The sequence below is a fragment of the Vibrio sp. YMD68 genome (genome assembly GCF_029958905.1).
Taxonomy (GTDB): domain Bacteria; phylum Pseudomonadota; class Gammaproteobacteria; order Enterobacterales; family Vibrionaceae; genus Vibrio.
Genome location: NZ_CP124614.1, coordinates 380,877 through 396,305, shown reverse-complemented (window position 1 = coordinate 396,305; position 15,429 = coordinate 380,877). Strand labels below are relative to the sequence as shown.

Genomic DNA, 15,429 nt, shown 5'->3' with positions numbered 1-15,429 from the left:
AACAATGTCTAAAACACTGTATGAAAAAGTCTACGATGCGCACGTAGCTGTCGAAGCGGAAGGCGAAAACCCTATCCTTTATATTGATCGCCATCTGGTCCACGAAGTGACCTCCCCGCAAGCGTTTGATGGCTTGCGAGAAAAGGGACGTAAAGTACGCCAAGTCAGTAAGACGTTTGCCACGATGGATCATAACGTTTCAACAACAACCAAAGACATCACTGCTTCAGGGAAAATGGCGCAAATCCAAATGGAAACGCTATCAAAAAACTGTGAAGACTTTGGTGTGACTCTTTATGACCTAAACCATAAATACCAAGGCATTGTTCATGTCATGGGCCCAGAATTGGGAATCACTTTACCAGGAATGACCATTGTTTGTGGTGATTCGCACACTGCAACCCATGGTGCATTCGGCTCTCTAGCATTTGGTATCGGCACCTCTGAAGTAGAACACGTCCTTGCCACTCAAACGTTAAAGCAAGCTCGTGCGAAAACAATGAAAATAGAGGTCAAAGGCAAAGTGGCAGCCGGTATTACGGCTAAAGATATCGTTCTCGCTATCATCGGAAAAACAACCGCAGCGGGCGGTACTGGCTACGTTGTTGAATTTTGTGGCGAAGCGATCACCGATCTTTCTATGGAAGGTCGAATGACCGTATGTAACATGGCCATCGAATTAGGTGCAAAAGCGGGCCTTATCGCACCGGATGAAACCACGTTTGAATACATTAAAGGACGTAAGTTCTCACCGCAAGGCACCGATTTTGATTCCGCAGTCGAATACTGGAAGACACTAGCAACGGACGCAGATGCTAAATTTGATGCTGTTGTGACCCTAAATGCTGAAGAGATCAAACCACAAGTCACTTGGGGGACTAACCCTGGCCAAGTGGTTTCAGTAGACACACCCATTCCTTCACCAGAAAGCTTCTCAGATCCTGTCGAGAGGGCTTCTGCGGAAAAAGCACTCGCGTACATGGGACTTGAAGCAGGAAAAGCGCTATCCGATTACAATGTAGATAAAGTGTTTGTTGGCTCTTGTACAAACTCGCGAATCGAAGATATGCGTGCCGCAGCCGCCGTTGCGAAAGGGCGTAAAGTCGCCTCTCACGTACAAGCTTTGATCGTTCCTGGCTCAGAGCAAGTTAAAGCACAAGCGGAAGCGGAAGGATTAGACAAGATCTTCATTGAAGCTGGTTTTGAATGGCGTTTACCTGGGTGCTCTATGTGCCTAGCAATGAACAATGACCGCTTAGGTCCGCATGAGCGCTGTGCATCAACATCAAACCGTAATTTTGAGGGCCGCCAGGGTCGTGATGGACGTACGCATCTAGTCAGCCCGGCGATGGCAGCGGCAGCGGCAGTCGCTGGTCACTTTATCGATATTCGCGAACTTTAGGAGGCAAGTTTTATGTCCGGTTTTAAACAACATACAGGTTTAGTCGTTCCTTTAGATACGGCAAACATCGATACTGATGCAATTATCCCGAAACAGTTTTTACAAAGAGTTTCTCGCCTAGGGTTTGGTAAAAACCTTTTCCATGATTGGCGATTCCTAGATGACGCAGGTGAGCAACCAAACCCAGAGTTTGTGATGAATGCACCACGCTATCAAGGTGCTTCCATTCTATTGGCTCGTGAAAACTTTGGCTGTGGTTCATCTCGTGAACACGCGCCTTGGGCACTTGCTGACTATGGTATTCAAGCCATGATTGCTCCAAGCTTTGCTGATATCTTCTACGGTAATTCAATCAATAATCAAATGGTTCCCGTGCGTTTAACAGAACAAGAAGTCGATGAAATATTTCAATTTGTTGAAGCCAACGAAGGGGCTCAAGTCGAAGTTGATCTAGAAGCGATGAAAGTCAGAGCGAACGGAAAAGAGTACGATTTTGAAATTGATGAATTTCGTCGTCACTGCCTGCTGAACGGTTTAGATAATATTGGCCTAACACTGCAACATGAAGACAAAATTTCGGCTTATGAAGCAAACATTCCAAGCTTCCTAAAATAACGAAAAATTCATTCACATTATCTTGAACCTATATCGTCAAAGGCTGGTCGTCATAAACCAGCCTTTTTTTTATGAAAGGAATCTCATCAAATAGAGGTCTTATTACTAAATCTAACTGGACATAAACCATGAAAATAATAATCGCCTTACTTTCTCTCACTTTGTCTCTTGGTGTTAGTGCTGCACCAAAATCAGAGCTTTGGCCACACTGGAACAAGAGCAATGAAAATAACAATCAAACAATCACTCATACTGAATGGGATAATTTACTGAATAAATATGTCGTTTCCGAAGGACAACATACCCTTTTCAAGTACACTGCAATATCAAGAGAAGATAAGGAAAAACTCGAATACTATCTTGAGAAACTCTCATCTGTTACTCCCCAGCAATACTCTAAAAATGAACAATACGCATATTGGGTAAACCTGTATAACGCGATTACCGTCAATATAGTTTTAGACAATTACCCCGTAAAATCGATAACTAAGATAGGTGGCTTATTTAGCTTTGGTCCTTGGGAGCAGGAAGTTATCACTATCGATGGAAAGAAACTCACTCTCAATGACATTGAACATCGTATCCTTAGGCCGATTTGGCAAGATCCTAGAACGCACTACGTGCTAAATTGTGCAAGTTTAGGATGCCCAAACCTACAGCCAATGGCATTAACAGCTGACAACACCAATGCACTGCTAGAGCAAGCCGCCTATCAATTTATTAGTAGCGACAAAGGTGCTTACTTAACAGAAAATAAGCTACTGCTATCTTCAATTTATGATTGGTTTAAAAGTGATTTTGGTACTGAAGAGGAGCTATTTAAGCATCTAGGCCGCTATCGCCCTGATCTGTCCCACTATAAAGGGAAGGTTTCTTATGAATACGATTGGCAGCTAAATAGCAAATAGGCGGAGAAAGTCTTTCGCATCCTAAATAGAAAAAACCTCAGCATTTCTGCTGAGGTTTATTTTTTCGTCTCGACGCCTATTGGGCGGAGGAATAATTAAAGTCTGGCGATGTCCTACTCTCACATGGGGAAACCCCACACTACCATCGGCGCTATTGTGTTTCACTTCTGAGTTCGGCATGGAATCAGGTGGGTCCACAATGCTATGGTCGCCAAACAAAACTCTTAACTAACGTTATTACATTAGGGCTTTGTATGGTGCTGATACCCAGACTCGAACTGGGGACCTCACCCTTACCAAGGGTGCGCTCTACCGGGCTGAGCTATATCAGCATAAACTGTTTGTCCATAGGACTAAAAAAGCCCGCTCTACAACGGGCCATTTTATAAATTAAAGCCTGGCGATGTCCTACTCTCACATGGGGAAGCCCCACACTACCATCGGCGCTACTGCGTTTCACTTCTGAGTTCGGCATGGGATCAGGTGGGTCCGCAACGCTATGGTCGCCAAGCAAATTCTTCTTTTGTCTTCACTTTTTAAAAAGTGAAAGCAAAAAATCTGGAAAACTGATTATAAAAGTTCAATCACACATTCAATGTTCTATTTGAGTCCATCAAAACCCCTTGGGTGTTGTATGGTTAAGCCTCACGGGCAATTAGTACAGGTTAGCTCAATGCCTCACAGCACTTACACACCCTGCCTATCAACGTTCTAGTCTTGAACAACCCTTTAGGGCACTTAAAGTGCCAGGGAAGACTCATCTCAGGGCTCGCTTCGCGCTTAGATGCTTTCAGCGCTTATCGATTCCGAACTTAGCTACCGGGCAATGCCACTGGCGTGACAACCCGAACACCAGAGGTTCGTCCACTCCGGTCCTCTCGTACTAGGAGCAGCCCCCTTCAATCTTCCAACGCCCACGGCAGATAGGGACCGAACTGTCTCACGACGTTCTAAACCCAGCTCGCGTACCACTTTAAATGGCGAACAGCCATACCCTTGGGACCGACTTCAGCCCCAGGATGTGATGAGCCGACATCGAGGTGCCAAACACCGCCGTCGATATGAACTCTTGGGCGGTATCAGCCTGTTATCCCCGGAGTACCTTTTATCCGTTGAGCGATGGCCCTTCCATTCAGAACCACCGGATCACTATGACCTGCTTTCGCACCTGCTCGAATTGTCATTCTCGCAGTCAAGCGGGCTTATGCCATTGCACTAACCACACGATGTCCAACCGTGTTTAGCCCACCTTCGTGCTCCTCCGTTACTCTTTGGGAGGAGACCGCCCCAGTCAAACTACCCACCAGGCACTGTCCGCAATCCCGATAAGGGACCAACGTTAGAACATCAAACGTACAAGGGTGGTATTTCAAGGTTGACTCCACTCCATCTAGCGACGAAGTTTCAAAGTCTCCCACCTATCCTACACATGTAGGTTCAATGTTCAGTGCCAAGCTGTAGTAAAGGTTCACGGGGTCTTTCCGTCTAGCCGCGGGTACACTGCATCTTCACAGCGATTTCAATTTCACTGAGTCTCGGGTGGAGACAGCGTGGCCATCATTACGCCATTCGTGCAGGTCGGAACTTACCCGACAAGGAATTTCGCTACCTTAGGACCGTTATAGTTACGGCCGCCGTTTACCGGGGCTTCGATCAAGAGCTTCGACCGAAGTCTAACCCCATCAATTAACCTTCCGGCACCGGGCAGGCGTCACACCGTATACGTCATCTTACGATTTTGCACAGTGCTGTGTTTTTAATAAACAGTTGCAGCCACCTGGTATCTGCGACTCCTAGTAGCTCCATCCGCAAGGGACTTCACCGCCAAGAGCGTACCTTCTCCCGAAGTTACGGTACCATTTTGCCTAGTTCCTTCACCCGAGTTCTCTCAAGCGCCTTGGTATTCTCTACCCGACCACCTGTGTCGGTTTGGGGTACGATTTCTTATAATCTGAAGCTTAGAGGCTTTTCCTGGAAGCATGGCATCAATGACTTCACCACCGTAGTGGCTCGACATCGTATCTCAGCGTTAAGAAAGTCCGGATTTACCTAAACTTTCCGCCTACGTACTTGAACCTGGACAACCGTCGCCAGGCCCACCTAGCCTTCTCCGTCCCCCCATCGCAATTATAAGAAGTACGGGAATATTAACCCGTTTCCCATCGACTACGCCTTTCGGCCTCGCCTTAGGGGTCGACTTACCCTGCCCCGATTAACGTTGGACAGGAACCCTTGGTCTTCCGGCGAGGGGGTTTTTCACCCCCTTTATCGTTACTCATGTCAGCATTCGCACTTCTGATACGTCCAGCAGCCCTTACAGACCACCTTCAACCGCTTACAGAACGCTCCCCTACCCCGCATACAAAGTATGCAGCCGCAGCTTCGGTGTATAGCTTAGCCCCGTTACATCTTCCGCGCAGGCCGACTCGACTAGTGAGCTATTACGCTTTCTTTAAATGATGGCTGCTTCTAAGCCAACATCCTAGCTGTCTAAGCCTTCCCACATCGTTTCCCACTTAGCTATACTTTGGGACCTTAGCTGGCGGTCTGGGTTGTTTCCCTCTCCACGACGGACGTTAGCACCCGCCGTGTGTCTCCCGGATAGTACTTACTGGTATTCGGAGTTTGCAAAGGGTTGGTAAGTCGGGATGACCCCCTAGCCTTAACAGTGCTCTACCCCCAGTAGTATTCGTCCGAGGCGCTACCTAAATAGCTTTCGGGGAGAACCAGCTATCTCCAGGTTTGATTGGCCTTTCACCCCTAGCCACAAGTCATCCGCTAATTTTTCAACATTAGTCGGTTCGGTCCTCCAGTTGATGTTACTCAACCTTCAACCTGCCCATGGCTAGATCACCTGGTTTCGGGTCTAATCCTAGCAACTGTACGCCCAGTTAAGACTCGGTTTCCCTACGGCTCCCCTAAACGGTTAACCTTGCTACTAAAATTAAGTCGCTGACCCATTATACAAAAGGTACGCAGTCACCCAACAAGTGGGCTCCTACTGCTTGTACGTACACGGTTTCAGGTTCTATTTCACTCCCCTCACAGGGGTTCTTTTCGCCTTTCCCTCACGGTACTGGTTCACTATCGGTCAGTCAGTAGTATTTAGCCTTGGAGGATGGTCCCCCCATATTCAGACAGGATATCACGTGTCCCGCCCTACTCGATTTCACTGATTATGATGTGTCGGTTACGGGGCTATCACCCTGTATCGCGAGACTTTCCAGACTCTTCACCTGCATCATTAAAAGCTTAAGGGCTACTCCAATTTCGCTCGCCGCTACTTTCGGAATCTCGGTTGATTTCTACTCCTCCGGGTACTTAGATGTTTCAGTTCCCCGGGTTTGCCTCGTTGTGCTATGTATTCACACAACGATACGTGCTTATGCACGTGGGTTTCCCCATTCAGAAATCCCAGACTCAAACGGTTATTACTACCTAATCTGGGCTTATCGCAAGTTATTACGTCTTTCATCGCCTCTGACTGCCAAGGCATCCACCGTGTACGCTTAGTCACTTAACCATACAACCCCAAGAGGTCTTATGTATGGCAAACAACCAAGTTGTCTCTCTATTTTATGAGTGAGAGACGTTCGATTTTGCCGGACTCAAATATAAACAATCATGACGAGTCATGGTTGTTTCCAAGAACACTTGAATGTGTGTTGGTACCTAGTCTCTAAAAGAGAATAGGATTTGAGAACTTTTATTTGAACAACAACCAATCACAGTTGTTGTTCGTCAGCTTTCCAAATTGTTAAAGAGCAGATTTTGTTCTTTCGAACCAAACCATGTTTAAAAACACTCAACTTTTTTCAAAGTAAATGCACTTAAAGATGGTGGAGCTATGCGGGATCGAACCGCAGACCTCCTGCGTGCAAGGCAGGCGCTCTCCCAGCTGAGCTATAGCCCCAAAAACTTAATGCTTTAAAGCCAACCCTTTTTGGGAAAAGAATTGGTGGGTCTGAGTGGACTTGAACCACCGACCTCCCGCTTATCAGGCGAGCGCTCTAACCAGCTGAGCTACAGACCCAGCATTAAACTCTTAACGTATTAAACATATCAATCTGTGTGGGTACTCATCGTGAAAATCATCGTATAAGGAGGTGATCCAGCCCCAGGTTCCCCTAGGGCTACCTTGTTACGACTTCACCCCAGTCATGAACCACAAAGTGGTGAGCGTCCTCCCCGAAAGGTTAAACTACCCACTTCTTTTGCAGCCCACTCCCATGGTGTGACGGGCGGTGTGTACAAGGCCCGGGAACGTATTCACCGTGACATTCTGATTCACGATTACTAGCGATTCCGACTTCATGGAGTCGAGTTGCAGACTCCAATCCGGACTACGACGCACTTTTTGGGATTCGCTCACTATCGCTAGCTTGCTGCCCTCTGTATGCGCCATTGTAGCACGTGTGTAGCCCTACTCGTAAGGGCCATGATGACTTGACGTCGTCCCCACCTTCCTCCGGTTTATCACCGGCAGTCTCCCTGGAGTTCCCACCATTACGTGCTGGCAAACAAGGATAAGGGTTGCGCTCGTTGCGGGACTTAACCCAACATTTCACAACACGAGCTGACGACAGCCATGCAGCACCTGTCTTAGAGCTCCCGAAGGCACACCTGCGTCTCCGCTGGCTTCTCTAGATGTCAAGAGTAGGTAAGGTTCTTCGCGTTGCATCGAATTAAACCACATGCTCCACCGCTTGTGCGGGCCCCCGTCAATTCATTTGAGTTTTAATCTTGCGACCGTACTCCCCAGGCGGTCTACTTAACGCGTTAGCTCCGAAAGCCACGGCTCAAGGCCACAACCTCCAAGTAGACATCGTTTACGGCGTGGACTACCAGGGTATCTAATCCTGTTTGCTCCCCACGCTTTCGCATCTGAGTGTCAGTATCTGTCCAGGGGGCCGCCTTCGCCACTGGTATTCCTTCAGATCTCTACGCATTTCACCGCTACACCTGAAATTCTACCCCCCTCTACAGTACTCTAGTCCAACAGTTTCAAATGCAGTTCCGAGGTTGAGCCCCGGGCTTTCACATCTGACTTATTGAACCACCTGCATGCGCTTTACGCCCAGTAATTCCGATTAACGCTCGCACCCTCCGTATTACCGCGGCTGCTGGCACGGAGTTAGCCGGTGCTTCTTCTGTCGCTAACGTCAAGAGATAAGCGTATTAAACTTACCCCCTTCCTCACGACTGAAAGTACTTTACAACCCGAAGGCCTTCTTCATACACGCGGCATGGCTGCATCAGGCTTTCGCCCATTGTGCAATATTCCCCACTGCTGCCTCCCGTAGGAGTCTGGACCGTGTCTCAGTTCCAGTGTGGCTGATCATCCTCTCAGACCAGCTAGGGATCGTCGCCTTGGTGAGCCATTACCTCACCAACTAGCTAATCCCACCTAGGCGTATCCAATAGCACAAGGCCCGAAGGTCCCCTGCTTTGCTCCAAAGAGATTATGCGGTATTAGCCATCGTTTCCAATGGTTATCCCCCTCTACTGGGCAACTTCCTAGGCATTACTCACCCGTCCGCCGCTCGTCAGCAAAGAAAGCAAGCTTTCTTTCTGTTACCGCTCGACTTGCATGTGTTAGGCCTGCCGCCAGCGTTCAATCTGAGCCATGATCAAACTCTTCAATTTAAAGTTTTGATTCCCTAAATAAATAGGGGTCGGCTCAACGAATACTGACTTCAAAACTAGGATTTATCCGAAGATAAACCTGTAATTCTAAAGCTATTATCTTTCCAACAGAAAGATAATGAATTGACTGTGCTCTTTTTGGTTTTCACTTTAAAAAGTGAAATCAAACAGCTCAAGGCTGTACCAAATTGAATTGGTCACTCAGTTCATTGAAACCAAAGTTGTTTCCGAAGAAACTGTTTTTACCTAGGTAAAAACATATTGGATTATCATCAACGAGTGCCCACACAGATTGATAGGTTTAAATTGTTAAAGAGCGTTGCTTGTCGAAACATTCTTTTTAAGAAGAAGCTCTCTAAGCGGACGGCCATTCTAGCGATTTAAGTTTCAGTGTCAAACACTTTTTGAAATTTAATTCTTGTTGAATTTTCGCCTTACTGATGACTCTTGAGGCCTTGTGGCGTCTGCCGTCTCAGTGGTTGCGCATTATAGATAGTTCAATGTTATTGGCAAGCGATAAATACAAAAAAACACAATAAAAAAGCCTGAGTGATTACTTATCGCTCAGGCCCATATTTACCCACCAGTTACCCAAATACAATGCACAGGCTAATAACAAAATCCTGTGTATAACTCTAATCATCACTATCAAAGAAGTAAGAAACCCGTGATCTAGGATTTAGATACTCTTTTACTTTGTCAGGAAGTTTACTTGGCAAAATTGCATTAACTATCTTTATCTCTTTTTCTGCTAAGTCAATGATCGGTGCCTGAGTTCTAGGAACAGAGGGGTCGTAAATAAGGACATTAGGAAAAAGAATATGCTTAGCATTCACAGAAATAACTAGCCCAACCATTTCGTTAGACAATTGTACGACCGTTCCTGGTGGGTAGACGCCCATAAACTTAATAAGCACGTTTAAGTTTTCGTTGTTATAAAGATGCTTACACTTCTTATATAAGTAAGACAAGGCAACATAAGGAATCTTTTGCTCGGCAGGATTCATTGGATGGCACAAATTGTCATAAGCATTAGCAACAGAGACAACCTGAGTTAACTCATCAATTTCACCTTCCTTTAAACCCTTAGGGTATCCAGACCCATCATTAAGCTCGTGGTGTTGCTCTATCACTGTCTTTGCTGATTCAGGAAAAGATTCCATATTTGCCGCTAGGTCTAACCCGTACTTGGTATGTTGCTTTAAGTAGTTGAACTCTGGTCCTGATAATGGGGTTTGTTTTCTTATAATAGCGGCTGGAACTTTTATTTTACCCATATCATGAAATAGTGATGCAAACGCAATATCTTTAATTTGTTGAGCAGACATTCCTTTTGCCTTAGCGATCATCATCGCGATCACGGAGACATTTAAAGAATGAAAGTAAATATCCTCGACTTCACTCTTGCTATTCATCAAATGCAAGGTGACACCTTCATTGTTTAATAATTTATCCACTATGCCATCAACTAAGGCAAGAGCTTCATCTACTGCTTTTTCGGGGCGATTGCGAATTTTGTTCATCACCGCTCTCATCTGAGCAAGAGATCGTTCGAATTCTTTTTCGCATTTGAGCACTTTACGACGATAGGCGTTGAGGTCTTCTATCCTTTTTTGTTTTTCTTCCCAGAGTTTTTTTGCTTCGGCGTCAACTTGATCAGAAGTCTCAGGTGCCTCTGAAATGGGCTGATTAGCCGGTAATGGCTGAGCATCACTTTGAGATGGATTAATAAAAACATGTTGAATACCCAAATGTTTAATCATTTGGATTTGTTCTTCGCTTTTTATCTTAAAGCTATTAAATAAGAAGGGATGATCATTCCACTTAACAGGAAGTCGGACATACAACCCTGGTTGAATACGATCAACCGAAATTTTAATACTGGCCACAAATATACATCTAAGTTATTACCCCAACACACATCACCAAATGCTATGCAACGAAACCTTGCATAGCCAGTACCTATAGGTAAGATTTTATGTCATTAACAGCTAAGATACCAGTTCACAGTTGAGTATCCAACGGACACCAAATTGGTCCTCAACTTTGCCAAAACGTGCCCCCCAAAAAGCATCCGACAATGGCATCATTACCCTCCCGCCCTCTGATAATTTATCAAATACCTTTTCTTGTTTGCCTAGGTCATCAAAGACCAGAGCCAGTGCCATGTTATTGCCGCTGCGTTCCGTTGCTAACACGCCATCGGACATCATGATTCGCATACCAAATGCCTCAAACTCCGCATGCATGATCCAATCCGGGTCTGCTCCATCAATTTGTTGGGGAGCATCTTTAAATCTCTGTTGTGATACAACCACACCACCAAAACATTTATGGTAAAAATCTAGAGCCTGTGCACATCTGCCTGAGAAAAAAAGGTATGGGGTTAGTTGCATCATAGCTATCTCCTTATAAGTATTAATAAAATATAGCTGAACGATGGGTACCTTTCCTAATCAAAACCATAATTTCAGTTGTTTTTTATTACTTGTGTTAAATAAATCACTTTGAACTCCACTCCTAGCCGTCAATACCATACCGTCTATGCGTATCCACATTGGTTAGATTCAAAGAGAATTAGAGAAGATATTTAAACCTAAAAACAACAAAGCCCCGAATTAAACCGAGGCTTTGTTACTTTATATATTAAGGATCTGACTAACCTAGCTACTGTGGAAGATTTGATCGGTGTCTAATGAGGTCATTGAACGGATTCGTCGCCATAGATAATAGAAGATACCAAACATCATCAGCATGCTTGGAACCGCAATAGCAGGGTAACTATACAGAGTCAGTTTCCCTAACTCCTCATTGAATGCCGCGGTACCTGAAGGGCTGGTTACAATCCAAGTGGCGAGAAAATAATTCATTGCCGACGAGAAAGCAAAAGTACTCGCAAACAAGTAATTCGATATAACCAAACAGCGCTCAAATGCCGCTTCATTACCCGTTTGTTTTAATCTCTCTTTTATTAACGATAAATTCAGTACCGTGTCATTCAAAATCACCTTCTTCACGATGGGATAGCGCGTAAAAGTCGAACCCAAAACCGTCAAGCCAATCAACCCCGGAATCAACGCTTCTTTAAGAGCAAGCCAACGCGTATCCAACTCTAACAAACCAATCCCCCCCGTCAGAAGCACACTAATAAACCCCAGCGCAGCAATAAAATTGAATTTCTTGTTGCGAATTAGATCCATTCCGCCATAAGCGACAGGAAAGGCCAAAGCAACCACGAGCGCCATCACCGTTCCAAGATGTTCATCACCGCTGAATTTCATTAAAATAAAAGAGGGAAGAAAAACGTTAAAAACAATCTCGAATAGGGGGTTCGATTTTTTACTTGCAGTATTACTCATAATTTTCCAATTTAAAGACGATAGATTAATTCTAGCACTAGGAGAATTGTTCATTGTCTAGACCAAGATGTAAAGCCCTGTGACTTTGAGCCGTGAGTTTGAAATTGCAAAAGCATGTAACTTAACATTCCCCTAAGTCAAGCTGGAGTATTCTCTAACAATGCTAAGCACTAGAGAAAATAGTTTCCCATTGTAGGTGAAGGAAAACAAACGCAGGGATTTTACGCGTAGGGACATGGCGATAATTGAAGCATTGTACGTAAAAGTGAATCGAAAGGTACAGTAAACCTCTAGGAGCATAAGCATTTGAGTGGCATTAGATACAACAAAGCCCCGACTTTCATCGAGGCTTTATCATTTAAATATGGTACCGGTAGGCGGACTTGAACCGCCACGCCCGAAGGCAACGGATTTTGAATCCGTCGTGTATACCAATTTCACCATACCGGCATCTTGGGGTTTCCCCTTTGATGTTTCGCATTATACGTAACATCATCGGCTTCGCAAGCCTAAAAGCTTGAAAACCTTTTCGTTTGACGATAATTTCACCATGAAGCAGCAAGGTGTGCGTTTGCTCTCTTCCCTACAGAGTCTCAACACTATATTCTTTCCGCCATATTTACACATTTACGAATCAACTATGACTACAACCAATACCCTTCCACCAGCAGGTTTAATGCGTCGCTTAGGTGCTCTTTTTTATGATTCACTTATTGTTATGGCAATTTTGATGATGGCTGGAGGACTGATTGTTGCAATCTTAGAAGCTCTCGTTGCTCTTGGTGCTGTGAATTATGCTCCCTATGCAGATGCTAGTGACTTACTCAGCAAGCACCCAGTTTGGAGCCCTATTTATACTTTTTATTTGGTTGCCGTTGCGGTCTATTTCTTTGTTTTCTTCTGGACTCGAGCGGGTCAAACACTAGGAATGCGCGCATGGAAGCTTCAAGTTCAAAACAAACAAGGTGGTGCTATCAGTGTGACTCAAGCGCTGATACGCCTGTCTACCTCTGCATTTGGGTTAGGTAACCTAACGGTGCCATTTGATCCACAAAAACGGGCTTTCCAAGATATTTGGGCTAAAACACAAGTTGTTGTGCTACCTAAAGCCAATTAATTACACGTTTAAAAACCAAAAAGGAAGCGACTAAGCTTCCTTTTTGGTTCAGGGCGATTTTAAAACACTCTACATTATCGATCCGAGACTATAGTTTTCGACGCAATAGCATCAATGCAATTGAAAGGAACACAATGCTCGGTGCGACAGCACCAAAGACAGGGGGGATGCCATAAACCAAACTTAATGGTCCAAAAAACTCACTGGAAATGTAGAAAGTAAAACCAGCCACTACCCCAGAAAGAATCCTTGCGCCCATGGTTACCGTTCTCAACGGGCCGAAAATGAATGACAGTGCCATCAACATCATCACTGCAATAGAAAAAGGTTGTGTGACTTTGCGCCATAGTGCCAATTCATATCGAGATGAATCAAGCTCAGAATCATTCAAATAACCAACGTAATCAAACAACCCTGTCAAAGAAAGCTCTTCGGGTTTAACAGTCACAACAGCCAACTTGTCAGGCTCCAAAGAAGTCGTCCACTGATATTCTGTCAACGTCTGTTTTGACAACTCAATTCCATCACGCATATCGGTCACTTGGACATCGCGCATTATCCACTGATTATCTTGTAGGTAATCCGCTGACTTAGCGTACACCACGGTTTCAAGCTGCTTGTCATCATCAAATCGCCACATATTGAGCGAAGTCAATCGATCATCATCGACCTTGCCAATAAAAATAAAATCATTAGCGTCTCGCGCCCACACCCCGGTTCTTACCGACAATAACTGCCCGCCCGACGTTGCAAAAGCACGCAGGTCTCGCGCCATTTTCTGCGCTTGAGGGGCGCCCCACTGCCCTAACAACGTGACAATAATCATAAGCGGAATCGCGGTTTTCAAGACGGACACACCAATGTTCAGCTTTGAAAATCCCGACGCTTGCATGACCACAAGTTCAGAACTTGAAGCTAGCATCCCTAAACCAATGAGAGCCCCCAATAGAGCCGCCATAGGGAAAAACATTTCAATATCACGGGGAATACTTAAAACCACAAAAAGAAGAGCCTGAAGAAGATCATACGTGCCGTCACCCACTTTTCTTAACTGCTCAACGTATTTGATGATGGCAGAGAGTCCGACAAACGTGGTCAATACCAATGAGGTCGTCGCAATGATCGTTTTACCGATGTATAAGTCTAAGATCTTAAACACTTGCTTTCGCCACCTTTTTTTGTCTAATGCGGTCTTTGAATTGTCTGACCAAGATACTGTCCATCATATTCGCTCCAATGGCAGCCAGCAGTAACATCGCGTTAATTGGCCACATGCCGACAATAACAGGAATGGAGCCGTCTTCAATCGCTGACTTAGTTGCACTGATGGATAAGAAATAAGCCAGATAAATTAATATTGCAGGCCCCATTTTCGCAAAGCGACCTTGACGAGGGTTGACCGCAGAAAGTGGCACCACCAACATCGTCAACAACGGAATACATAGCACTAAAGAAATACGCCATTGCAATTCGGCCTGCGCTCGCATATCACTCGTTTTAAGTAATTCCAGCGTTGATTTTGCTTCCCAGTCACGCCCTTTCGGTTTGACGTCTCGCTGACCAATTAATCCGTCGTATTCATCAAACACTGTATTGCGATAATCAAGGCGAGTAGGAATACCCTCATAACGAATGCCTTCATACATAGTAATCACTTGGCGACCATCATTGGTTTCTTTTATGTCACCGTGATTCGAGAACATCACACTTGGTAGAATCGTGCCACTAGGCCGCAGCTGTGCAACAAAGACATTATTGAGCTTTTTATCTTGGATATCATCAATAAACACAACCGAAGACCCATCAGGTGTCCGTTGGAAAGTCCCCTTTTTCAGCAGGTCAACGGTATTTTCCGATTCCAACTGCTCCATTAATTGTGTTTCTTTTTCTTGGCTCCATGGTGCTAACCAGAAAGAGTTAAAGGCCGCAATACAACCTGTAATCAATGCCAAATACAGTGCCGCTTGAATCAGAAATTTATTACCAATCCCTGTTGCGTTCATCACTGTTATTTCACTTTCCGCGTACAAACGACCAAAGGTCAGCAATATCCCGATAAACAAACTTAAAGGGAGCATCAGCAACCCCATCGTAGGCATATTGAGACTAACAATGGATAAAATCATACGTGCAGGTATTTCACCGTCAGATGCCTCTGCCAGTACACGGATAAACTTTTGGCTTAGAAACACTAAAAAGAGCACAAAAAAGATGGCTAATTGGCTCTTGAGTGTCTCGCGGATCAAATATCTAACAATAATCACGCTGAAAGTACCTATAGAAAACTTGTTTTTTTGGTTGAATCACTATAATTTCCCGATGAACCTTTTATTTTTAAAATTTTCACTAACTGTTAGTTCGCTTAATTAAAACGTAGTTCCA

The 15,429-nt window shown here is 44.9% G+C and carries 9 protein-coding genes, 4 tRNA genes and 4 rRNA genes; 4 read left to right on the top strand and 13 right to left on the bottom strand.

The genetic code is table 11. The annotated features are described in order from the left end of the window. Positions 1–4: 4 nt before the first annotated feature. The 3 genes from leuC (at position 5) to QF117_RS07900 (ending at position 2,925) form a co-directional block, all read left to right on the top strand. On the top strand, positions 5–1,402 hold the full coding sequence (leuC, locus tag QF117_RS07910) for a 3-isopropylmalate dehydratase large subunit (RefSeq protein ID WP_282388477.1): 1,398 nt from the start codon (positions 5–7) through the stop codon (positions 1,400–1,402). Between the two features lie 12 nt (positions 1,403–1,414). Beyond that, positions 1,415–2,017 (top strand): 3-isopropylmalate dehydratase small subunit, encoded by a 603-nt coding sequence (leuD, locus tag QF117_RS07905; RefSeq protein WP_282388476.1) that lies wholly within the window; start codon positions 1,415–1,417, stop codon positions 2,015–2,017. A 128-nt stretch (positions 2,018–2,145) separates the two neighbouring features. Continuing rightward, a complete protein-coding gene (locus QF117_RS07900) occupies positions 2,146–2,925 on the top strand; it encodes a DUF547 domain-containing protein (protein ID WP_282388474.1) in 780 nt (259 codons plus the stop codon). Between the two features lie 100 nt (positions 2,926–3,025). Here QF117_RS07900 and rrf (QF117_RS07895) read toward each other — a convergent pair. From rrf (QF117_RS07895) to QF117_RS07845, 11 genes are all read right to left on the bottom strand, one after another. Beyond that, a 5S ribosomal RNA gene (gene rrf, locus QF117_RS07895) occupies positions 3,026–3,141 on the bottom strand. A 39-nt stretch (positions 3,142–3,180) separates the two neighbouring features. Next, positions 3,181–3,257 (bottom strand) — tRNA-Thr (locus QF117_RS07890). A 63-nt stretch (positions 3,258–3,320) separates the two neighbouring features. Then, positions 3,321–3,436 (bottom strand): 5S ribosomal RNA (rrf, locus tag QF117_RS07885). A gap of 123 nt (positions 3,437–3,559) precedes the next feature. Further along, positions 3,560–6,448 (bottom strand): 23S ribosomal RNA (locus QF117_RS07880). Positions 6,449–6,762: 314 nt separating this feature from the next. Continuing rightward, positions 6,763–6,838 (bottom strand) — tRNA-Ala (locus tag QF117_RS07875). Positions 6,839–6,881: 43 nt separating this feature from the next. Further along, positions 6,882–6,958: transfer RNA gene (locus QF117_RS07870), tRNA-Ile, on the bottom strand. Positions 6,959–7,024: 66 nt separating this feature from the next. Continuing rightward, positions 7,025–8,571, bottom strand: a 16S ribosomal RNA gene (locus tag QF117_RS07865). Together the 16S, 23S and 5S rRNA genes with 3 tRNA genes alongside form the textbook arrangement of a ribosomal RNA operon. A gap of 635 nt (positions 8,572–9,206) precedes the next feature. Beyond that, a complete protein-coding gene (locus QF117_RS07860; protein ID WP_282388473.1) occupies positions 9,207–10,460 on the bottom strand; it encodes an HD-GYP domain-containing protein in 1,254 nt (417 codons plus the stop codon). A gap of 102 nt (positions 10,461–10,562) precedes the next feature. Next, on the bottom strand, positions 10,563–10,970 hold the full coding sequence (locus QF117_RS07855) for a VOC family protein (protein ID WP_282388472.1): 408 nt from the start codon (positions 10,968–10,970) through the stop codon (positions 10,563–10,565). 264 nt (positions 10,971–11,234) lie between these two features. Continuing rightward, a complete protein-coding gene (locus QF117_RS07850) occupies positions 11,235–11,930 on the bottom strand; it encodes a VC0807 family protein (protein ID WP_282388471.1) in 696 nt (231 codons plus the stop codon). Between the two features lie 365 nt (positions 11,931–12,295). Beyond that, positions 12,296–12,380, bottom strand: a tRNA-Leu gene (locus QF117_RS07845). A gap of 190 nt (positions 12,381–12,570) precedes the next feature. Here QF117_RS07845 and QF117_RS07840 point away from each other — a divergent pair. Next, positions 12,571–13,047 (top strand): RDD family protein, encoded by a 477-nt coding sequence (locus QF117_RS07840; protein WP_282388470.1) that lies wholly within the window; start codon positions 12,571–12,573, stop codon positions 13,045–13,047. A gap of 88 nt (positions 13,048–13,135) precedes the next feature. On the opposite strand, the gene lptG is transcribed toward QF117_RS07840, so the two are convergent. Continuing rightward, complete coding sequence (gene lptG / locus QF117_RS07835; protein ID WP_282388469.1) at positions 13,136–14,206, bottom strand: LPS export ABC transporter permease LptG; 1,071 nt, start codon at positions 14,204–14,206, stop codon at positions 13,136–13,138. Beyond that, positions 14,199–15,311: an LPS export ABC transporter permease LptF gene (lptF, locus tag QF117_RS07830; protein ID WP_282388468.1), complete on the bottom strand. Its 1,113-nt coding sequence runs from the start codon at positions 15,309–15,311 to the stop codon at positions 14,199–14,201. The genes lptG and lptF overlap by 8 nt, the downstream gene beginning before the upstream one ends. Positions 15,312–15,429 lie beyond the last annotated feature (118 nt).

Excerpts from the sequence above, each read along its gene's own strand:
- leuC (WP_282388477.1), top strand. The coding sequence starts at position 5 with ATGTCTAAAACACTGTATGAAAAAGTCTACGATGCGCACGTAGCTGTC.
- leuD (WP_282388476.1), top strand. The coding sequence starts at position 1,415 with ATGTCCGGTTTTAAACAACATACAGGTTTAGTCGTTCCTTTAGATACG.
- QF117_RS07900 (WP_282388474.1), top strand. The coding sequence starts at position 2,146 with ATGAAAATAATAATCGCCTTACTTTCTCTCACTTTGTCTCTTGGTGTT.
- QF117_RS07855 (WP_282388472.1), bottom strand. The coding sequence starts at position 10,970 with ATGATGCAACTAACCCCATACCTTTTTTTCTCAGGCAGATGTGCACAG.
- QF117_RS07850 (WP_282388471.1), bottom strand. The coding sequence starts at position 11,930 with ATGAGTAATACTGCAAGTAAAAAATCGAACCCCCTATTCGAGATTGTT.
- QF117_RS07840 (WP_282388470.1), top strand. The coding sequence starts at position 12,571 with ATGACTACAACCAATACCCTTCCACCAGCAGGTTTAATGCGTCGCTTA.